18 protein-coding genes and 1 tRNA gene are annotated in these 19,998 nt (G+C 44.9%); 10 read left to right on the top strand and 9 right to left on the bottom strand.

The genetic code is table 11. From position 1 onward, the window contains the following. The first annotated feature begins 22 nt into the window (after window positions 1-22). The 3 genes from NL646_RS18375 (at window position 23) to NL646_RS18365 (ending at window position 4,480) form a co-directional block, all read left to right on the top strand. The gene (locus tag NL646_RS18375) at window positions 23-187 is read left to right on the top strand and encodes an AlpA family transcriptional regulator (protein ID WP_005480576.1); all 165 of its coding nucleotides are present in this window, start codon (window positions 23-25) and stop codon (window positions 185-187) included. A 453-nt stretch (window positions 188-640) separates the two neighbouring features. After that, the gene (locus tag NL646_RS18370) at window positions 641-1,456 is read left to right on the top strand and encodes a restriction endonuclease (RefSeq protein ID WP_253664513.1); all 816 of its coding nucleotides are present in this window, start codon (window positions 641-643) and stop codon (window positions 1,454-1,456) included. A 426-nt stretch (window positions 1,457-1,882) separates the two neighbouring features. Further along, complete coding sequence (locus NL646_RS18365; protein ID WP_253664512.1) at window positions 1,883-4,480, top strand: DEAD/DEAH box helicase; 2,598 nt, start codon at window positions 1,883-1,885, stop codon at window positions 4,478-4,480. Between the two features lie 139 nt (window positions 4,481-4,619). On the opposite strand, the gene NL646_RS18360 is transcribed toward NL646_RS18365, so the two are convergent. The 7 genes from NL646_RS18360 to rpsU all read right to left on the bottom strand — a co-directional run bounded on the left by NL646_RS18360 (window position 4,620) and on the right by rpsU (window position 11,464). Then, the gene (locus NL646_RS18360; RefSeq protein WP_005480506.1) at window positions 4,620-6,026 is read right to left on the bottom strand and encodes a HipA domain-containing protein; all 1,407 of its coding nucleotides are present in this window, start codon (window positions 6,024-6,026) and stop codon (window positions 4,620-4,622) included. Further along, window positions 6,019-6,354, bottom strand: coding sequence for a helix-turn-helix domain-containing protein (locus tag NL646_RS18355; protein ID WP_005489540.1), 336 nt, complete (start codon window positions 6,352-6,354; stop codon window positions 6,019-6,021). The genes NL646_RS18360 and NL646_RS18355 overlap by 8 nt, the downstream gene beginning before the upstream one ends. A 335-nt stretch (window positions 6,355-6,689) precedes the next feature. Beyond that, window positions 6,690-6,765, bottom strand: a tRNA-Ile gene (locus NL646_RS18350). Window positions 6,766-6,905: 140 nt separating this feature from the next. Further along, the gene (gene rpoD, locus NL646_RS18345) at window positions 6,906-8,768 is read right to left on the bottom strand and encodes an RNA polymerase sigma factor RpoD (RefSeq protein WP_005453778.1); all 1,863 of its coding nucleotides are present in this window, start codon (window positions 8,766-8,768) and stop codon (window positions 6,906-6,908) included. Between the two features lie 99 nt (window positions 8,769-8,867). Then, complete coding sequence (gene dnaG, locus NL646_RS18340) at window positions 8,868-10,628, bottom strand: DNA primase (protein ID WP_020904246.1); 1,761 nt, start codon at window positions 10,626-10,628, stop codon at window positions 8,868-8,870. A gap of 148 nt (window positions 10,629-10,776) precedes the next feature. Next, window positions 10,777-11,220 carry a GatB/YqeY domain-containing protein gene (locus NL646_RS18335; protein ID WP_021487204.1) on the bottom strand — a complete coding sequence of 148 codons (444 nt, stop codon included), beginning with the start codon at window positions 11,218-11,220 and terminating at the stop codon, window positions 10,777-10,779. Between the two features lie 28 nt (window positions 11,221-11,248). After that, complete coding sequence (gene rpsU / locus NL646_RS18330; protein ID WP_001145625.1) at window positions 11,249-11,464, bottom strand: 30S ribosomal protein S21; 216 nt, start codon at window positions 11,462-11,464, stop codon at window positions 11,249-11,251. 230 nt (window positions 11,465-11,694) lie between these two features. On the opposite strand from rpsU, the gene tsaD reads away from it, so the two are divergent. Both tsaD and NL646_RS18320 read left to right on the top strand, forming a co-directional pair. Beyond that, window positions 11,695-12,711 (top strand): tRNA (adenosine(37)-N6)-threonylcarbamoyltransferase complex transferase subunit TsaD, encoded by a 1,017-nt coding sequence (tsaD, locus tag NL646_RS18325; RefSeq protein ID WP_011105657.1) that lies wholly within the window; start codon window positions 11,695-11,697, stop codon window positions 12,709-12,711. A 157-nt stretch (window positions 12,712-12,868) separates the two neighbouring features. Beyond that, window positions 12,869-13,684 carry an alpha/beta fold hydrolase gene (locus NL646_RS18320; protein ID WP_203473993.1) on the top strand — a complete coding sequence of 272 codons (816 nt, stop codon included), beginning with the start codon at window positions 12,869-12,871 and terminating at the stop codon, window positions 13,682-13,684. A gap of 21 nt (window positions 13,685-13,705) precedes the next feature. On the opposite strand, the gene plsY is transcribed toward NL646_RS18320, so the two are convergent. Continuing rightward, window positions 13,706-14,317 (bottom strand): glycerol-3-phosphate 1-O-acyltransferase PlsY, encoded by a 612-nt coding sequence (plsY, locus tag NL646_RS18315; protein ID WP_005479185.1) that lies wholly within the window; start codon window positions 14,315-14,317, stop codon window positions 13,706-13,708. Between the two features lie 248 nt (window positions 14,318-14,565). Here plsY and folB point away from each other — a divergent pair, with 248 nt between their 5' ends. Genes folB through NL646_RS18300 form a run of 3 tightly spaced genes read left to right on the top strand, consistent with a single transcriptional unit; the run spans window position 14,566 to window position 16,223 of the window. After that, on the top strand, window positions 14,566-14,925 hold the full coding sequence (folB, locus tag NL646_RS18310; RefSeq protein WP_005465889.1) for a bifunctional dihydroneopterin aldolase/7,8-dihydroneopterin epimerase: 360 nt from the start codon (window positions 14,566-14,568) through the stop codon (window positions 14,923-14,925). Then, window positions 14,922-15,404, top strand: coding sequence for a 2-amino-4-hydroxy-6-hydroxymethyldihydropteridine diphosphokinase (gene folK / locus NL646_RS18305; RefSeq protein WP_025523134.1), 483 nt, complete (start codon window positions 14,922-14,924; stop codon window positions 15,402-15,404). Before folB ends, folK begins: the two co-directional genes overlap by 4 nt. A gap of 15 nt (window positions 15,405-15,419) precedes the next feature. Then, window positions 15,420-16,223 (top strand): undecaprenyl-diphosphate phosphatase, encoded by an 804-nt coding sequence (locus NL646_RS18300; RefSeq protein WP_005479178.1) that lies wholly within the window; start codon window positions 15,420-15,422, stop codon window positions 16,221-16,223. 52 nt (window positions 16,224-16,275) lie between these two features. On the opposite strand, the gene NL646_RS18295 is transcribed toward NL646_RS18300, so the two are convergent. Further along, entirely contained in the window at window positions 16,276-17,496 is a 1,221-nt protein-coding gene (locus NL646_RS18295; protein WP_253664511.1) for a multifunctional CCA addition/repair protein, read from the bottom strand. 138 nt (window positions 17,497-17,634) lie between these two features. Between NL646_RS18295 and NL646_RS18290 the strand changes: the two genes are divergently transcribed. Together NL646_RS18290 and NL646_RS18285 are read left to right on the top strand one after the other, a co-directional pair. After that, window positions 17,635-19,260 (top strand): ExeA family protein, encoded by a 1,626-nt coding sequence (locus NL646_RS18290; protein ID WP_058966378.1) that lies wholly within the window; start codon window positions 17,635-17,637, stop codon window positions 19,258-19,260. Beyond that, window positions 19,260-19,943, top strand: coding sequence for a general secretion pathway protein GspB (locus NL646_RS18285; protein ID WP_086459101.1), 684 nt, complete (start codon window positions 19,260-19,262; stop codon window positions 19,941-19,943). Before NL646_RS18290 ends, NL646_RS18285 begins: the two co-directional genes overlap by 1 nt. The last annotated feature ends 55 nt before the right edge of the window (window positions 19,944-19,998 follow it).

The following is a 19,998-nucleotide window of genomic DNA, read 5'->3' as shown; positions in this document are numbered from 1 at the left end:
ATAGAGAAATAAAGGTAATAAAATGTTTGTAAGACAAGAGCAGTTAGCGAAAGAGATCGGGGTAAGCGTAAGTACTTTGTGGCGCTGGCGTCGGGATGGAAAAATGCCACCTGTTGTTACGCTTAGTTCTAGAGTTGTTGGGTGGCAGAGAAAAGACATTGAGCGCTGGCTAGAAGAACAAAAATAGATGCAACTTGTTACTGCGAGAACAGTGTTCTCGCTTAACCTTCGTAAATATAAAGTAAGTCATTGTTTACATGATTAATAACACGAATAAAAATGCTCTTGCAGGAACCTTGTTCCTGCTTTTGTCTATCTCAGGGAGCTAATTTCTTCTTAAATCTTCATCAGTTGAACGGAGAACGATGTTCTCCGAATGGCGAAAGACAGAGTTAGGTATTATCCGACTCGTGTTTGGGTATATAGGCAAAGGCTGGTAGCGTTCAAACGCTACTGCGAGAACACTGTTCTCGCTCACATCATCAAAAACTAAAGTTTGGTCATTTAATTAATAAATAAAAATGCTCTTACTAGAACAATGTTCTAGCTGTTTGTTCTCCCACTAAATACATGATTTAACTCTATGTATTAGGTCTGGCAATTGTGCTTTAATGCATTTTGATGCTTATTGGGAGGAGTTATGGCTCGGAAAAATGATGGAATTATTTGGCATTTGATGGATGCGCCGTGGTGGGTGAGTATCTTGTTCTCAGCAGGCATTTATGTTGGTTTATCTTTCCTATTGCCAGGTTTAGCGGCTCGCAGTGATAACTTCATCTTCAATGCCATTGGGCCGAATCTTCCGCAAATGGCACCGTATTTTGCTTTTTTGTTTTTAATTCCAGCTCCAATTGCGTTCTTTAAGCAGTATCAGCGAAAGCATAATTATCTTGCGACGACGTCTCAAATCAGAGCACACAAAAACACGACTCCGCTTAATTCCCTCAGTTGGATTGAATTTGAAAGCTACATTGGCGAGTACTTTAAGCAGCAAGGCTACGACGTTAAACAATCTTTCTCAAAGCAGGCCGATGGTGGGGTAGATATTTGGTTAACTAAAGACGGTGAGTTGAGTCTTGTACAATGTAAGCACTGGAAAGCTAGAAAAGTCGGAGTTCAAGTCTTAAGAGAAATGTATGGTGTGATGATCGACAATCGTGCTAGCAAAATGATCATCGTAACATCGGGAGATTTTACTTCTGAAGCCATCGCCTTTGCTCAAGAGAAGCGCATGTGGTTGGTTAATGGTAGCGAGCTAGTCCACATGATTGAAGATGGACGCAGCTTTATGAATAAGCCAGTCATTGGTGAGCCTACACCCGATCCTCATTCCAAGGTTTGCCCAAATTGCCAGTCTAACCTTGTGATTCGTGTTGCTAAAAAAGGTCGTAATGCGGGTAAAAGTTTCTATGGTTGCTCTGCGTATCCTAAGTGTCGCTACACTTGCGACTGTTGAATATGAGTGAGGATTCAAGCAGTTTAACCGTATAGAAGGGTGTTCTCATAACATAAAAGTTAACCTATTGAGTCTAGCTGGCAGAGAAGAATGCTACTGCGAGAACATTGTTCTCGCTCAAATCATCAAAAACTAAAGTTTGCTCATTTCATTGATAAATAAAAAGCCCTCTCAGTGCAGAACTCTCTGGTGAAAAATGTGTTACCCATTATCTTTCATAAGTGGGTTTGTCAGAACCAATGGGGTAATGAACGCAAGCTCTGAAACACTTTTGCCCCGAAGCGTGTTAGTGCATAGCTATAGCCAAAGACTATTAAGTAAAATTTTCTAACTTCCCCTTACATTGCGTTAGTGATCGAGTGCACAGCCACTTAAGGCATATTAAGTGTAAGATTAAAAATTTCAGAGCAGTAAAAAGGAATAGTTATGGCCTTTAAAAAGCGCGGGGCGCGTCATGTGGCGTCGTTAAGTCCTGACCAATTGTTTAGGGAGCTACCTCGGCGCAAATATCCAGATGTTCTCCCCCACCAGCAGTCGATGATGCAAAGATATGCAGAAGAAGCAGAAAATCATAGTGATGTCGCTTTACAGTTACCAACAGGCAGCGGAAAAACATTAGTAGGTTTACTGATAGCTGAATGGCGTCGTCGAAAGAACAACGAGAAAATTGTCTATCTCTGCCCAACTAAACAGTTAGTAAATCAAGTTGTCGAACAAGCTGAAACCAAGTATGGGTTGTCCGTTTTAGGCTTTACTGGCAAAAAGGCAAACTATGATCCTAGCGCTGTCGCAAAATACAAGCAGGGAATGGCAGTTGCTGTTACCACGTATAGCAGCGTTTTCAACACTAATCCATTTTTTGAAGACCCCGATATCATAATTGTTGATGATGCACATGCGGCAGAAAATTATGTTTCAAAGCTATGGTCTTTAGAGGTTGAAAGGTTTAATGATGCCCACAAAGCTGTTCACGAAGCTTTATGCTCGCTAGTTCGACCTTATTTAGATGGTACAAGCTATTCAAGGCTAGCTGGTAGTTGGGAAAGCCCTTATGATCAGGGGTGGGTTGATAAGTTACCAACGCCTATCCTACATAAAATCAAGGATGATTTGGTAGATGTTCTGGATGAGTACACGGACGGTACGAAGCTAAAATACTCGTGGTCGATGCTTAGAGCAAATGTTCAGGCATGCCATCTATATATGTCCGCTAAGGGTTTCTTGCTTCGCCCTTTGGTTGCGCCGACCTGGGTTCACCCTTCATTTGATAATGCTAAACAACGTATCTATATGTCAGCGACATTAGGTGAAGGAGGCGATTTAGAGAGGCTCTTAGGAAGAAAAAATATTTATCGACTAGCTACTCCCGAAGGATGGGATACTCAAGGTGTTGGTCGTCGGTTTTTTATGTTTCCATCCCTTTCTTTAGCTGAAGACGATTGTCTGAAGTTTGATTTGGAATTACTGAAAAAAACTGAACGCAGTTTGGTTTTAGTGCCAAGTGAAGCACAAGCAACGGCGATAAAAGACACAGTTAATAGAGAAACCACTCTAAAAATCTTTGAAGCCAGTGATATTGAAGATTCAAAGAGTATTTTTGTTAGCAGTAAAGGTGCAACAGCTGTTGTTGCTAATCGATATGATGGTATTGATTTTCCAGGAGACGAATGTCGCTTATTAGTTATTGAGGGGCTGCCTAAAACTGTAAACTTGCAAGAGCAGTTCTTGATGTCCAGGATTGGTGCTAACGTCCTCTTCAACGAGAGAATACAAACTAGAGTGATTCAGGCTATTGGTCGATGTACCCGATCATTGGAAGATTATTCAGCAGTTGTTGTAAATGGGTCTGAACTTGTAGACTTCTTGGCTGATCCTGCTCGCCGACATTACTTTCATCCAGAACTTCAAGCTGAGTTAGAGTTCGGTGTTGAGCAATCGATAGATAGCACTTCTGAAGACTTACTCGAAAACTTTTCAATATTTATTGAAAATGGTGAGGATTGGGAAGAAGTAAATGGTGACATCGTTGAACTCAGAGCTTCTAAATCGAAAACTAACTTCCCTGGAATTGCTGAGTTGGCAAATAGCGTCCCTTCGGAAATTGAATATGTTAAAGCTCTTTGGTCATATGATTACGAAGAAGCATTGAACCAAGCGGAAAAAATACTGGGTGCTCTGGCCTCGGGGAATTTGCGAGGCTATAGAGCTTTGTGGGAATACTTGGCTGGCTCAGCGGCATACCTTGCTAATGAATATGGGTATTCTGGCGCTCAAATTAAAGCGCGAGAGCACTTTATACGAGCGAAAAAAGCGGCAAAAGATATCCCTTGGCTAGTTGGCTTAAGTCGATATACAAATAATGTAGAGCCGTCAGATGATGAAGCCAAGAACTTGCTTATTATGAAGCAAGTCGAGAATATAGAGTCCTTATTACACTCCTTTGGGTGTATGCATGATAGGAAGTTATCACAGAGGGAAAAACAAATTAGGGAAGGTTTGAACTCTGACAGAGAGTTTGAAGAAGCACACAGATTGCTAGGCGAGCACATTGGGTTTGATGCACATAAAGTCGAAGCAGATGCGTCCCCTGATCCATGGTGGCAGTTAGCTGATTTGTGTTTTGTATTTGAAGACCACGCCAATGCTGAAAGTGATACGTTAAATGCGACCAAAGCAAGGCAAGTAGCAACTCATCCTAACTGGATGAGGTCGAATGTTGATTCTTGTAGTTCAGGTAAGGTTGAAATCATACCAATACTATTGTCTCCAGTAACGAAAGTGAAAAGTGGAGGGCATCCTCATTTGGCAGAAGTCATGTATTGGAGCTTAAGTGATTTTAAAGACTGGTCTAGGAAAGTCCTAGATGTAATCAGAAGGCTAAGGACTTCGTTTCAAGAGCCTGGGGACTTAGTATGGCGATCTGAAGCTGCTGATATCTTGATAACTGAGCAACTTGATGTAGAAAGCATCAAAAAATTGCTTATGAGTCAAAATGCTTCGAAGATACTTGAAGTGGTTGCTTAGTCACTGTTTGTTCATTTTGTTGTCCCGTATAGTTTCTTGCTGGCACTAATATCAACAGGGAAAGCTAGAGTTTGTACTCTAGCTTGTTTCTGTCCAAAAATAATTTATAAATTGTTTGCTATAGCCCCTGTATTAGCCATTAAAGAAGCCTACTCATTTCAGGCACGCTGTCGGCTTGCGCTAGCAAGTATTCGCACTCTGTTTGGATGAGTGAGACACATAGCTCTATGTGTTCACGTTCCTCATCGTCGATTCCTTGAGCTTCGGTAAGGTCAATCGCTTCCTTCAGGGCGTTTTTTATAGCACCAACGGTTTCTACCATTATGGAAGCCATTTTGGTGCCTGAATAACCCAGCAGAGCGCCGAATTCAGCGAGATCATAGCTGGTGATAGGGCGTTTGAAGTTACCTTTCGGCGGATTTTGAAAGTCTTCACTTTCCCAATCTCCAATCGACATTGCAAAATATTGAGGGATACTGGCGGCACGCCCCTCATCAGCTGACAACTTACCGCTTCGTGAGTTGCGTTTTGCTCCCTCTTGAGCGATTGCTTCTATGTTTACTAAATCATAAAAAGGGGTCAGTTCCAGGCCTTTAGGGGTGACGAAGAAGCTAATATTTTTACCATGGGCATCGTAGTTTAGCGTTACTAGATTAAAGAGCATCCATTGGGTGATCTTTAGGTTAGTGATGACCGTGTCTATGGTTTTGACGCACAGTAGGTGTGGGAAAGAAACACCATCACGCATATATACGCCATCGCCTTCATCCCCATTCTGACGCTCGTATTTGTAACCAGGAGGTAAGTCAGTCGCCTGACAGCCATCAATCACATGTTTTCGTTGAACGACATCACGAGCCTCGATATAGGCCCGATCGAAACGCTCTATTATCAGTGTCCTAGTCTTCCCAATACGAGTTAATTCAACATTAGCGACGTCCAAACCTGCTAGCTTGGCTAATGTCATGCAAAAGAACTCATTAACAGCAATACATGGTGCTTTACCGCTTTCAAACTTCAGAATGTAGTTCGAACTTAATTTGCCTTCACCAAACCCCCACTCATCACCGCGCTTAAGTAAGTTTAACTTGTTTTGAACACCAGCAACCGAAAGGCGAACCTTACCGTCCCAATACACTAATGGCGCTAGATTTCGCTCTAGTCGTTCTATTAGTTCATCATCAGGTACAGATCTAAAACTGGTTTCCCCAGGTTCTGAGTCTGGAACTCGAAAAGACAATGCGCCAGATGTTTCCGCACCAAGCTTACGAATCAGCCCGAACGTGTTGCTTTTGGAGATAGTGGTGTTTTGTATCATCTCCTCAAAGGCTTCTCCTTCAGGAAGGAGATTTCTGAGGTAGTTCTCAATACTACGTGGTGACGCCTGAGTATCGAAAGGGATGTGTGGTGAAATCGGAAAACCAGTGTTTTTCCATTCATCTTCATAGATGAACGAGAACTCTGTTTCTGTTCCGACAGGAAGAATCAAACGACCAATTTTGGTATTCGTACCGATAAACACATCTAACTGTTGTAACTTACTCATACCAACCGTCCTCACTGCTTCTCACGCTGTTTTCAGCTTGGGAGGTTATTTGGCTATGTGGACGAACAAATAGGTTTAAGTCGATAAGGCGTAACGACAGCCCTAAGATATCCATGAGGACGAGTACATTGGCAAAGGTGACACTGGTATCGCCTTTTTCTACCTTCATGACGGTTCTACGAGATAAGTTGGCTTTTGAAGCGAGATCATCAATACGCCAGCCTCTATCGGTGCGCTTTGAGCGAATGGCGCTCCCCAGCGTTTCCATACTGAACTCGGTATTCAAATCAGGCATAGGTTGTGCCTTTACCATCTTACCTTTTTTCATAAGTGCCTTTTAATGTACTTTTGTCATTATTGGGTTCGTTTTAATATATAAGTTCACTATAACTCACTTTTGTTGTGATTGTATAAGAAATTATCTATAAGTGCAATTTAAGTTACTTATGGTTGGTTTGCGAGTTTAATACCTCTCTTTGTTCTCTATGAGAGATATTTATCAGCCAGAACGACATATTTGGCAACAGCGTAGTATTCGGATTAGTATTGGAAGAAGGCAGAGAAGAGTGCGTGATTGGGGCTTACCTGACCCATTACCTGACCCAAAATCGTCAGGTACAAAAAAAGGTTAGTAAACACTACGCTTACTAACCTTCTGGAATTTGGTGGCCCCTCCCAGACTTGAACTGGGGACCAATCGATTATGAGTCGACTGCTCTAACCACTGAGCTAAGGGGCCTTAATAGGTCAACGATTATAGGGGAAGCGTTGCAAGGTGTCTAGATAGCAACTAGGGCAATTGCGCTTAGTTTTTATCCACTTAGAACCAGTGATAATAAAAAAGGTGACCTAAGGTCACCTTTTTTGTCCAACGCTTTATTATTCGTCGAGGAAGCTGCGCAGAGTTTCTGAGCGGCTAGGGTGACGAAGTTTACGTAGAGCTTTTGCTTCGATCTGACGGATACGTTCACGAGTAACGTCGAACTGTTTACCAACTTCTTCTAGAGTGTGGTCAGTGTTCATGTCGATACCAAAGCGCATACGAAGTACTTTCGCTTCACGTGGCGTTAGACCTGCAAGTACATCTTTTGTAGCCATTTTCAGGCTTGTTGCTGTTGCAGAGTCTAGCGGTAGTTCTAGCGTTGTATCTTCGATGAAATCACCTAGATGCGAATCTTCGTCGTCACCGATTGGTGTCTCCATTGAGATTGGCTCTTTAGCGATCTTCAGTACTTTACGGATCTTGTCTTCTGGCATTTGCATACGCTCTGCCAGTTCTTCCGGTAGCGGCTCACGACCCATCTCTTGTAGCATTTGACGAGAGATACGGTTTAGCTTATTGATCGTTTCGATCATATGTACCGGGATACGAATCGTACGTGCTTGGTCCGCGATTGAACGAGTGATCGCCTGACGGATCCACCACGTTGCGTAAGTCGAGAACTTGTAACCACGACGGTATTCAAACTTATCTACCGCTTTCATCAGACCGATGTTACCTTCTTGGATTAGATCCAAGAATTGTAGGCCACGGTTGGTGTATTTCTTCGCGATAGAAATTACAAGACGTAAGTTCGCTTCAACCATCTCTTTCTTCGCACGGCGTGCTTTCGCTTCACCGATAGACATGCGACGGCTGATGTCTTTAATGTTTTGTACGTTTAGAGATGTCTCTTCTTCAATCATTTTTAACTTAGCGATTGAACGACGGATCTCTTCTTCGTTACGTTTGATTTTCTCAGCGTATGGCTTGTCAGATGCTAGGATCTCGTCTAGCCATGCATCACTTGATTCGTTACCAGTGAATAGGGCAATAAACGATTTCTTCGGCATTTTGCCGTATTCAACCACAGACTTCATGATCAAACGCTCTTGAGTACGAACGCGATCCATTGCTGTGCGAAGTTCGTTCACTAGGTGGTCGAACTGTTTTGGTGTTAGACGGAATTCTTTGAATACGTCTAGCATCATTTCGTTAGCAACGGTTGCTTTCGGGCTGTCGTAGCCGTACTCATTGATCGCTAGCTGAAGATTTTGGTATGTGCTGCGTAGCTGGTTGAATTTCTCAAGCGCTAGCTCTGGGTCAATACCTACATCTTCTTCTGAATCATCTGAATCGTCATCGCTTTCTTCATCATCTTCTAGGTCTTCTTCGTCTTCCTCTTCTAATTGAGTTTCAGACAGTTCAGAACCGATGTGAGTCGCGGTTGGCGCTGCTGTATCGTCAGCGTCAGGATCTACAAAGCCAGAGATTAAATCAGTCAGACGAAGTTCTTCTGCCTGAACTTTATCAAATTGCTCTAGGATGTAAGGAATAGTGCCAGGGTATTCAGCAACAGACGATTGAACTTGGTTAATACCTTCTTCAATGCGTTTTGCGATGTCGATTTCGCCTTCGCGAGTCAGCAGCTCTACAGTACCCATTTCACGCATGTACATGCGAACTGGGTCTGTTGTACGACCAATTTCACTTTCTACGCTAGAAAGTGCTGCTGCTGCAGCTTCAGCTGCATCTTCATCGGTAATGTTTGTGTCATCGTTCAGTGCTAGATCATCAGCATCAGGAGCAGTTTCTACTACCTTGATACCCATGTCGTTGATCATCTGAATGATGTCTTCTACCTGTTCTGAATCTACGATTTCAGCAGGTAGGTGGTCATTTACTTCGGCGTAGGTCAGATAGCCTTGCTCCTTGCCTTTAATAACAAGTAACTTTAGCTGTGACTGCGGATTTTGATCCATAGACGGTATCCAACTTCGTAATCTGGTGAAGGAATCAGTATGCGAAATGCAAACCACTTACTATAACAAATTAAATTGTTGCTGACTAATTAAACAGGGTTACGCTTTTAAATCTAGCATAAGTGCTAGCAGCTCCCTTTTCTCTTCGGCTGATAAACCGACACTTCTTGCTTTGGCCTGCAGGTTTTCAATTTGCTTTTCTACGCACTGGGCAATAATTTTATCCAGTGAGTCTAAAAATATTTCTTCTTGGTTGTCTTCGTCGAGCGGAATATCCCAGCTCGCAAGACGAGACAGAAGTGCCTCATTCTGGCTGTTGCGCCAGTGCTCTAATAATTGGCCTGTGTTGATATGGGGATGCGCCTGGCATTTATCAAGTACATCTGCAAATAAACTTAGGCCTGGTATGGATAAGTCTCTCACTGAGGAAAGGTCCGGTACCATTTGAGCATAGCTCGGATTTTGAATAAGTAGAGCAATAACCTCACGCATAGGAGTTCGTTTGATCTCTTTGTGCGGTTGAGGTCGAGTTTCACTTATCTTTTTACGAGGCTGACGTAGGCGGTTATCAAACCCCGTGCGCTCATCCAATAGTTTTTCGAGCAACTCCTGAAAGTATGGGTCAGGAATCTTGTCAATCAAGGCGCTAGCGTATGCTCTCAACGCAGACTTACCTTCGTTGTTACCCAAATTGATTTGGTGTAACTCAATCAAGTTGTCAAAAAGGTAGCTCGATAGTGGTGTCGCTTGTTCTATTTGTTGCTCGAATGCTGCTTTGCCGTATTTACGAACGTAGCTGTCAGGGTCTTCCCCATCAGGTAAGAATAAGAACTTCAATGTGTTCCCGGTTTTGAGGAATTGAAGCGCGTTTTCTAAGGCTCGCCATGCCGCTTCTTTACCAGCTCGGTCGCCATCGTAACAACACACCACGGTATTGGTTTGGCGGAACAACATTTGAATATGATCGCCCGTTGTCGAGGTGCCTAGCGACGCGACGGAATAATCTACGCCGTATTGAGCCAGAGCGACAACGTCCATATAGCCTTCAACCACCAAAATTTGTGCTGGTTCACGATGCGCTTGTAACACTTCGTACAGGCCATAAAGCTCTTTGCCTTTATGGAATATTGGCGTTTCCGGTGAGTTGAGATATTTTGGTGTACCTTCACCAAGTACTCGACCACCAAAGCCAATTACTCGACCACGACGATCACGAATTGGAAACATAATACGACCACGAAAGCGGTCATAACGGTTGCCTTTGTCGTTTTCAATCAGCATGCCGCCAGTGACAAGCATGTCTTGATTGTCTTTATTCTGGCCGAAGTTTTTACGGACTAAATCCCATTCGTCAGCCACGTAACCAATGCCAAATTTCTGAACGATTTCACCAGATAGACCACGGTCTTTTAGGTATTCAATCGCGACCTTGCTCGAAGGTTGTTTGAGTTGGTTACGGTAAAACTGGGCAATGCTACCCATTAAATCGTATAGGCTGCGTTTTTCACTGCTACTTGCTTGCGGTCCAGAATTGAACTGCCCACCGCCACCACTACGTTGTTCACGAGGAACGTCCAAACCTAGATAAGAGGCAAGTTCTTCAATCGCTTCAACGAACTCTAGGCGTTCAAACTCCATCATAAAGTCGATAGCGTTGCCATGTGCACCACAGCCAAAACAGTGATAGAACTGCTTCTCTTGGCTCACGCTGAATGACGGTGTTTTCTCGTTGTGAAATGGGCAACAAGCGCCGTAGTTTTTGCCTTTTTTCTTAAGTTTCACGCGTGCGTCGATGATATCGACAATATCAAGCCGAGCTAGCAGGTCATCAATAAAACTGCGAGGGATGTGTCCAGCCATAAAACCTAACAAAAAAGAAAAACCATGATTGGTGTGAATGGGTTATAGAGAAAAGCATGTGCGAGACTTTGTTTTATTCCATTCTGCCAGATACAAACAAGCCGTGCGTTCCAAAGGATAGCACGGCTTGCTGCAATTGGGTGGGGTGTTAAGCCAATTTAGCGCGAACTAAACCGCTTACTTTACCCATATCTGCACGCCCTTGAATTTGTGGTTTCAGAACGCCCATTACTTTGCCCATGTCTTGCATGCCAGCTGCACCAGATTCTGCAATTGCTTTCTCGATAAGAGCAGCAACTTCTTCTTCTGTCAGTGGTTGAGGCATAAATTCCTCAAGAACTGTAATTTCTGCTTGTTCCACATCAGCAAGATCTTGACGACCAGCTGCTTCGTACTGCGTAACAGAGTCGCGACGTTGCTTAACCATTTTAGTCAACACAGCAAGAATGTCGTCTTCGTTCAGAGTGATCTGCTCGTCAACTTCACGTTGCTTGATTGCTGCTAAGGCTAAACGAATAGTACCAAGGCGCAATTTGTCCTTGGCTTTCATCGCTAATTTTTGCTCTTCTTTGAGTTGATCAATGAGAGCCATAACTAAATTCCTTTTGGGAGCTCAGTTATTAGTACAGGCGAACGCGACGAGCGTTTTCGCGAGCTAGCTTCTTAGCGTGACGCTTTTGAGCTGCTGCTTTAGCGCGTTTGCGAACTGTAGTTGGTTTTTCGTAGTGCTCACGACGACGCACTTCAGAAAGGATACCTGCTTTTTCGCAAGAGCGCTTGAAACGACGTAGAGCAACGTCGAACGGTTCGTTTTCACGTACTTTAACTACTGGCATATGCCTTTCACCTCAGGGGTTATTCGTTAACGCTGGCATTCAACAGACCAAATCATAATTGTTTGGTCACTTACCAGCTTGATCAAAAATGGTGCGGAATTTTAATCCGATCACAACAGCTTTGTAAAGCCTTTTGTCGTTTATTGTCTGTACAAAATTTGTTTGAAGCACCAAGGCGAGGTAATATGACGCCCAAATTTCCTCTATACAGAAAGCATACTGAGAAAACCATGCGCATTATTGGTATCGAAACCTCTTGTGACGAGACAGGAATCGCGATTTACGACGATGAAAAAGGCCTGTTGGCGCACAAGCTTTACAGCCAAGTAAAACTTCACGCGGATTACGGCGGCGTGGTGCCAGAGTTGGCTTCACGTGACCATGTAAAGAAAACCATTCCTCTTATTAAAGAGGCACTAAAAGAAGCAAACTTAACATCCCAAGACATCGACGGCGTGGCTTACACGGCCGGTCCTGGTTTGGTTGGTGCTTTGCTAGTGGGTGCAACCATCGGTCGCAGTATTGCTTACGCATGGGGTGTGCCTGCTGTTCCTGTTCATCACATGGAAGGTCATTTACTTGCGCCAATGCTAGAAGACAACCCACCACCATTCCCATTTGTGGCGGTGTTGGTTTCTGGCGGTCACTCGATGATGGTGGAAGTAAAAGGCATTGGTGAATACAAGATTCTAGGCGAATCCATTGATGATGCAGCCGGTGAAGCATTTGATAAGACGGCTAAGCTGATGGGGCTAGATTACCCAGGCGGTCCTCTGTTATCTAAGCTAGCAGAGAAAGGTACTCCGGGTCGCTTTAAGTTCCCACGACCAATGACCAATGTGCCGGGTTTGGATATGAGTTTCTCGGGTTTGAAAACCTTCACGGCAAACACGATTGCAGCGAATGGCGATGACGAGCAGACTCGTGCTGATATTGCATACGCTTTTGAAGAAGCCGTGTGTGCAACGTTGGCAATCAAATGTAAGCGTGCATTAGAGCAAACCGGTATGAAGCGCATCGTTATTGCTGGTGGTGTAAGTGCGAATCGTCGCTTGCGTGCAGAGCTTGAGAAGCTTGCGAAGAAAATCGGTGGTGAAGTGTATTACCCACGTACCGAGTTCTGTACTGACAACGGTGCAATGATTGCGTATGCAGGTATGCAACGTTTGAAGAACGGTGAAGTTGCAGATATGTCGGTAGAAGCGCGTCCGCGCTGGCCAATTGACCAGCTAACGCCAATCGCGTAATCAAACCTTATATATTGACTGGCCTCTATTTATAGAGGCCTTTGTTTTTGTGGTTTATTTTCCCAAGAAAAAGGCGCGAGATTTCCAGACTGATGTGAGCAGTTTTCTTTGTGTTCAGTGATAGGATGGCGCGGAAGAATAATAAATGGATATAACAATGAAGAAGTTTGAAATTGAAGGTCAGCAACTTGCTTACCTAGACAAAGGCGAAGGGCCTGTGCTGCTGTTTGGACATAGCTATTTGTGGGATTGCCAAATGTGGGCGCCTCAAATTGAAGTTTTGAGCCAGTCCTATCGTTGTATTGTGCCTGACTTATGGGCGCATGGTGAATCGGACGCCGCTCCTGCTTCGACCACGTCTTTAGTTGATTATGCCCAACACATGCTGGCGCTAATGGATCATTTGGAAATCGACAAATTTTCCATTGTTGGCTTATCTGTTGGCGGCATGTGGGGCGCGGAACTGACCGCTCAAGCCCCGCAACGAGTGAAGTCATTGGTGTTGATGGATACCTTTATTGGTTGGGAACCAGAAGTGACGCATAAAAAATACTTTGCGATGCTAGATACCATCAGCCAAGTTCAAGGTGTTCCTGAGCCTATTATCGAAGCAGTTGCACCATTGTTCTTTGCGAATAACGCGGATCAAGTTCACCCAGAATTGGTCGCTTCATTTAAACAAAGCCTTGAATCGCTAACAGGTGAGCGAGCTGTAGAAGTTGCTCGTATCGGTCGCATGGTGTTTGGGCGACGTGATGTGATTGAAGATGCAGAAAAATTCGCACTGCCGACATTGATCGCAGTTGGTCGAGAAGATAAGCCGCGTCCGGTATTTGAATCTTACCTAATGAATGACTGCATTACGGGCAGTGAATTGGTGGAGATTCCTGAAGCGGGTCATATCAGTTCGCTTGAACAGCCCGAGTTTGTGAATCAGATGCTGTTGAACTTCCTAAACAAAGTTCACGCTTAAAATCCATTTAAAAACTCGGCGTTATGCCGAGTTTTTTTCTGTCAGTTTCTTTTCACCAATTTTAGGCTCTTCACCCGAAAGTAAACGGCGAATGTTTTGATGATGTTTAAACACGATTAGACAACACAACATGGCAACGGGCAGGGTGTATTGCGGTTTGAACATCCAAGTATAAAACGGTGTGACTAACACAGTGACGAGTGCGGCAAGGGAAGAGTAGCGAAACAGGACGGCAACCGAGAGCCAAGTCAGCATAACTAGGCCTGTAAGGTCTAAGCCAATTGGAGCAATGGCACCAAGCGCGGTAGCGACGCCTTTACCCCCTTTAAAGTGGAAGAAAATTGGGTACATGTGACCAAGGCACGCCGCGATAGCAATAACGCCAAGAATGATAGGATCGATACCAAGAAAGTACCCCCCCCAAACTGGAATCGTCCCTTTGAGCATATCGCACAACAACACCGATACGGCCGCGCCTTTTCCGCCAATGCGCAATACATTGGTCGCGCCTGGATTGTTTGAGCCAACGTTACGAGGGTCTGGCAGTTTTAACAGGCGACAAATCAACACCGCACTGGAAACAGAACCCAGTAAGTAGGCGGCCATTGTCATTATTAGTGCCAGTGCGTCCATAGAAGTCCTTGATGGATTGGAAATTAATGCTCAGTTCCCGCGTAGTTGGTATCATAGCCTGATTCAGTGGTGAGCTGAAATACTCTCTGCGATAGAGCTTGCATTATGTGAGTTCTTGTATATAAAGATGCAGCGCAGTTTATACCTAAGTAACATTTCGATGACCTAGCCAAAGGTTACTTAGGTATAGAATATTACGATCAAATTACCCCTGACGGGTATCCGACCTCTGTAAAGAAGGACATAAGATGGCTCTGGATAAAGTATTTATTGAACAGTTAGAAGTAATCACCACGATTGGTGTGTATGACTGGGAACAACAAATTAAACAAAAGTTGGTTCTGGATATTGAAATGGCGCACGACAACAAGCCTGCGGGTAAAAGTGATGATGTTCAAGATGCCTTAGATTACTCACAGGTGAGTGAAGCAGTATTAAATCATATTGAAAATGGTCGCTTCTTGTTGGTAGAGCGCGTGGCGGAAGAAGTTGCAGAACTTATCATGCAACGCTTCAGCGTTCCTTGGGTGAAGATTCGTTTAGCGAAACCGGGCGCAGTTCCTCAGGCACGATCTGTTGGGGTTGTGATTGAACGAGGCCAAGCATGATCACCACTTATATCGGTGTGGGGACAAACATAGACAGAGAGCAACACGCTAAGGTTGCCTATCTCGAGTTGCAGAGGCTCGGCGAAGATCTCCTCGTCTCACCGATATACGAATGTGAACCTATCGGCTTTAGTAGCCAAAACTTCTACAACTTTGTGATTGTGATGCGCACAAAGTTGTCACTCGAAGAGTTGAGTCACCACTTACGTGAGATTGAATATAAGTGGGGGCGTGAGGAAAATGCGCAAAAGTATCAGGATCGAACACTGGATCTCGATATAGTGCTCTTCGGTGAGTGCATCTCGACACAAAAACCGGAGCTACCTCGCAGTGATATCTATAAATATCCTTTTGTCACAAAGCCCTTGTATGATCTCGAACCTCATTTAGTGATCCCCGGCGATGGACGCACTGTAGCCGACATTTGGCATGCTATGCAGCCCGTTGATTCACTCAAACCAGTTTCTTTTTCACTTTAAATTTGAGTTGTTTACATGAGTTATTTTGAAGCCTTTATTTTGGCTCTGATTCAGGGTCTGACAGAGTTTTTGCCCATTTCCAGCTCTGCGCACTTGATCCTACCCTCTGCCATTTTCGGCTGGGCCGACCAAGGTCTAGCGTTTGATGTGGCAGTACACGTCGGTACATTGATGGCGGTTGTGATTTATTTCCGCCACGAAGTGATCACTTTATTCCGAGCATTGTTTGCTTCGATCTTCAAAGGTGACCGCAGTAAAGAAGCAAAACTGGCATGGATGATCGTGATCGCGACGATTCCGGCGTGTGTGTTTGGTTTGCTGATGAAAGACGTTATCGAAGTCTACCTGCGCAGTGCCTATGTGATTGCGACAACCACCATCGTATTCGGTTTGTTGCTTTGGTGGGTGGATAAGAATGCCAAGCTTGTTGCCGATGAGTACCAAACTGGCTGGAAGAAAGCGGTGTTTATTGGTATTGCTCAAGCACTTGCGATGATCCCTGGCACTTCACGTTCTGGCGCAACGATCACTGCCGCTCTATATTTGGGCTTCACTCGTGAAGCGGCAGCGCGTTTTTCATTTTTGATGTCGATTCCTATCATCACATTAGCTGGTAGCTACTTGGGTATGAAGCTGGTTACCAGCGGTGAGCCTGTGCACGTTGGCTTTTTGCTGACTGGTATTCTGACTTCATTTATTAGCGCTTACATCTGTATTCACTTCTTCTTGAAAATGATTTCACGCATGGGCATGACGCCATTCGTGATTTACCGTCTGATTCTAGGTGTGGGCCTATTTGCATTCTTGCTTAGTGCTTAATCCTTGAAAATAAAAACGCCCGCTCAATTGAGCGGGCGTTTTTATTTTGGCGTTACTTATTTAAAGCGACTTTGACCGCTTCAATACGTCGTTTTTCTTGTTCATCACGAATAGCTGGACCTTTGAATCCATCCTGAATGATGGCTTGCACATCTACTGATGCCGCTGCTTGATAGGCCAGCATGAAAATATCCGCTTGTGGATACGGTAGATCTTCTAAACCTTTGCGGCCTGTATGATCCGCTTGGCAGCAAATTAGAATGTCTTTTAGGCGCTCCGACTTGCGCCATACATCAAACTTGTTCAGGATTTTGATGACGGTTTGCGGCTTTAACTCAGCGGCGCGATGAATGTTGGAGTGTTGCTCGCAGACCATGAGCGCTAACTCTTTAAATTCATTCGGTACACGTACACGTTCGCACAGTTTTTTAATTAGCTTTAAACCGGTATGACAATGCATTTTATGGCTTGGACATTCACTCTCTGGTGTCACGCCTTTCCCTAAGTCATGCACCTGTGCGGCAAATCTAACAGGGAGTGACGTGCTTAGCTTTGCGGCTTGCTCTGCTACCATCAACGTATGGATACCCGTATCGATCTCTGGGTGCCATTTTTCAGGTTGAGGCACCCCAAATAACGCATCGATTTCTGGTAGCACGACGGCTAACGCGCCGCAATCTCGCAACACTGATAAAAACACATCGGGGCGAGGCGTTGAAAGCGATTTATGCCACTCTTGCCACACGCGTTCTGGGGTTAGCGTATTGAGTTCACCTGAGTCTGCGATGTCGCGCATGAGTTGCATGGTTTCTTTTGCTACCGTAAATCCCAGCGAGGCAAGTTTTGCAGCAAAACGTGCGACCCGAAGTACTCTAAGGGGATCTTCCACAAAAGCATCCGATACATGACGCAATATGCGATTATTCAAATCGGTTTGACCGCCATAAGGATCGTACAGCTGGCCGCTATCATCCATCGCCATGGCGTTAATGGTTAAATCACGGCGAATCAAATCCTCTTCTAGCGTTACGCTTGGATCGAAGAGACAGTCAAAGCCCGTGTAACCTGAGCCTGATTTTCTTTCGGTTCGTGCAAGTGCGTGTTCTTCTTTATTTTTAGGATGAAGAAAAACAGGAAAGTCTTTTCCGACGGCAGTGTATCCTTGAGCAAGCATCATTTCTGGTGTGGCACCAACTACCACCCAATCGTTGTCATAACTGTCAATGCCGAGCAATTGATCTCGAACTGCGCCACCTACTAAATAAACTTGCACGAATTACCTCTGAATTTATGGATATGACGTTGGACATTGTAGCAAGCAATGGTACTTTTCTTTACTCCCAAGAACAGATGCAACTATGTTTACATCATATTTGATTCTTTTGGGATGGGTTTTTAGCTGGAGATCCTAATGTATAAGGACTTTTTTGGGTTTGTTGAACAGCCGTTTTCGATTGTTCCAAACTCACGTTATTTGTATTTAAGCCAACGTCATAAAGAAGCGATCACGCACCTCAATGCGGGATTGGGCGACGGCGGTGGTTTTGCCATGCTGACCGGTGAGGTAGGAACAGGCAAAACGACAGTGGCCAAAGCCATGCTCGCGAATTTAGATGAAAGCACCAAAGCGGGGCTGATTCTCAATCCGACTTTTTCGAGCCGAGATCTGCTAGAAGCGATTTGCGATGAATTTAAGATCTCTTATCCGCAGGATGCGACGTTAAAACAGCTAAACCAAGTCATACATCATTATTTGCTGCGTAACCACAAGGTGGGTTGGCAGACGTTGCTCGTCATTGATGAGGCTCAGCATCTTGCTGCCGATGTACTTGAGCAACTGCGCTTGTTAACGAACTTAGAAACCGATACCAGAAAGCTGCTTAAAGTGCTGTTGGTAGGGCAGCCAGAGTTACAACGCTTGTTACAGACTACGCAGTTGCGTCAGCTCGCACAGCGTATCACTGGCCGTTATCATCTGTTACCTCTTGATGAGAAAGAGACTGCGGATTACATCGCGTTTCGTTTGCATACGGCTGGTGGTGATCAGCAACTGTTTCATCGCAGTTCCAGTAAGTTGATTGCGAAGTATAGCCATGGCATTCCGCGTCTCATCAACCTGATTTGTGATAAAGCATTGAATATGAGTTATCACCAGGGCAGTGTCGTTGTCGATAAACAGACGGTGCAACAAGCCTGCGAAGAAGTCATGCAGTTTCAGGCGGACATTTACCAGCAAGATAAACCTCGTCAGTCATTTACTTGGCCAGCTTGGGGATCGGCTGCTATTGGTGTAATGGCAGCGGTTGGCGTCGGCTGGGCTGCAATAAATTACATGCCAATGAAGCCAAAGGCTCCGATGTCGGAAGTCCCCGTTGCTGCGTCTTCGTCTACTCCTGCTCCTGCTCCTCTTATGGCAAGTGAGCAGCTAACTGATGCACAGCGCGATATGCTGTTGGCGCAGAAACAATCCAATCTTGCCGTGAATGATCTTTACCGCCTTTGGGGATATCGAGCATCAGTGCGCGATAATCTTTGCTTGTCTGAGCCTCAATCCACCATGCGTTGTGAAAGAAAAATGGCAACGTGGCCCTTGCTGATGCAGCAAAATCGACCGGTTATTTTAGAGCTGAATTATCAAGGCGATGTTGGTTACGTGATTTTGTATGCAGTTGGCAACGACCAAGTAGAAGTGCTCAATGGCAAACAGCGTCTACGTTTACCTGTTTCGTGGCTGAAACCAATGTGGCAGGGCAACATCATTGAATTGTGGCAAGCGCCGCTTAAAGAGACGTTGCGTTTAGATATGGAAGGGCCGGCGATCGAAGTGCTTGACCAATTACTTGCCAAAGCGGTCAGTGAATCACCACTGGAAACGTCCATTTTTGACGGTGCGTTAAAAGAGCGAGTGGAACTGTTCCAACGTTGGCAGGGCATCGGTGTGGATGGCATTGCGGGTCATCGCACGTTAGAGCGCTTACAACAAAGTGTGCAACCTAATGCGCCAACACTAGCAAGCATTAACCAGGAGGAGGCGTAATGTCAGTCATCAAACATGTTGGACTCTTTCTTGTGCCTATTAGCGTGTCAGCGATTGCGGTTGCGTGGCATTTAGATTTGCTTACGCCAGAGACTCAAGCGGTTACGCCAGAGGTAGTGGTGACGGAAGTCGTACAACCATTTGAAGTTTTAGCTTATCCAGAATCAACGGATCTTGCTCAACTGCCACGAGAATGGCCGAGTGCCGAGTTATCTCGCGACATTGGGACATTCTTACAACCCTCCGAGTATGCCAACGAGAGTGAGGCTCCAGATCCGACAACGGCTACTCCCGTCACGAGCACAGCATCTACGCATCGTCGTGACGACTTAGGTTTGTCATTGGATGATCTAGACTTGTCTTCCTTGTCTCCAGATCTCGCCAAAAAAGTGGAAAATGCGCTGTCTCAAAACGATGCGCCGACTTCTGCACCGTCACAGGTGAATGACTTGGAGCGCAATGCGCAGCAGTGGCAAGGACGTCTTCCAGCCCTTAATTTGCAAACGCACATGTATGCCAGTGATGCCAATCGTCGTTGGGTGAAAATCAATAACGTGGAGTATCACCAAGGGGATGTGGTGGATGGACAAGTCACGCTGAAAGAGATTCAGCCGCAGGCTGTCATTGTCGAATTCCAAGGTGAGCAAATCCGAATCCCTGCGCTTTACGAATGGGATGGTTAGTACTCTCGCGTGAAACCATTAGATAAGCAAAAGGCCACATGAATGTGGCCTTTTT

Origin of the sequence: Vibrio sp. Y20_XG_PY13, from assembly GCF_024181925.1 — a bacterium.
Taxonomy (GTDB): domain Bacteria; phylum Pseudomonadota; class Gammaproteobacteria; order Enterobacterales; family Vibrionaceae; genus Vibrio; species Vibrio parahaemolyticus.
Note: the sequence above shows the minus strand (reverse complement) of the source record. Positions and strands in the feature narration are given on the sequence as shown.

Coding starts and splice junctions, on each gene's coding strand:
- rpsU (WP_001145625.1), bottom strand. CDS start 11,464: ATGCCAGTAGTTAAAGTACGTGAAAACGAACCGTTCGACGTTGCTCTA.
- NL646_RS18335 (WP_021487204.1), bottom strand. CDS start 11,220: ATGGCTCTCATTGATCAACTCAAAGAAGAGCAAAAATTAGCGATGAAA.
- folK (WP_025523134.1), top strand. CDS start 14,922: ATGATCACCACTTATATCGGTGTGGGGACAAACATAGACAGAGAGCAA.
- NL646_RS18300 (WP_005479178.1), top strand. CDS start 15,420: ATGAGTTATTTTGAAGCCTTTATTTTGGCTCTGATTCAGGGTCTGACA.
- folB (WP_005465889.1), top strand. CDS start 14,566: ATGGCTCTGGATAAAGTATTTATTGAACAGTTAGAAGTAATCACCACG.
- dnaG (WP_020904246.1), bottom strand. CDS start 10,628: ATGGCTGGACACATCCCTCGCAGTTTTATTGATGACCTGCTAGCTCGG.
- NL646_RS18285 (WP_086459101.1), top strand. CDS start 19,260: ATGTCAGTCATCAAACATGTTGGACTCTTTCTTGTGCCTATTAGCGTG.
- NL646_RS18360 (WP_005480506.1), bottom strand. CDS start 6,026: ATGAGTAAGTTACAACAGTTAGATGTGTTTATCGGTACGAATACCAAA.
- NL646_RS18320 (WP_203473993.1), top strand. CDS start 12,869: ATGAAGAAGTTTGAAATTGAAGGTCAGCAACTTGCTTACCTAGACAAA.
- NL646_RS18365 (WP_253664512.1), top strand. CDS start 1,883: ATGGCCTTTAAAAAGCGCGGGGCGCGTCATGTGGCGTCGTTAAGTCCT.
- NL646_RS18355 (WP_005489540.1), bottom strand. CDS start 6,354: ATGAAAAAAGGTAAGATGGTAAAGGCACAACCTATGCCTGATTTGAAT.
- NL646_RS18375 (WP_005480576.1), top strand. CDS start 23: ATGTTTGTAAGACAAGAGCAGTTAGCGAAAGAGATCGGGGTAAGCGTA.
- plsY (WP_005479185.1), bottom strand. CDS start 14,317: ATGGACGCACTGGCACTAATAATGACAATGGCCGCCTACTTACTGGGT.
- rpoD (WP_005453778.1), bottom strand. CDS start 8,768: ATGGATCAAAATCCGCAGTCACAGCTAAAGTTACTTGTTATTAAAGGC.
- NL646_RS18290 (WP_058966378.1), top strand. CDS start 17,635: ATGTATAAGGACTTTTTTGGGTTTGTTGAACAGCCGTTTTCGATTGTT.
- tsaD (WP_011105657.1), top strand. CDS start 11,695: ATGCGCATTATTGGTATCGAAACCTCTTGTGACGAGACAGGAATCGCG.
- NL646_RS18370 (WP_253664513.1), top strand. CDS start 641: ATGGCTCGGAAAAATGATGGAATTATTTGGCATTTGATGGATGCGCCG.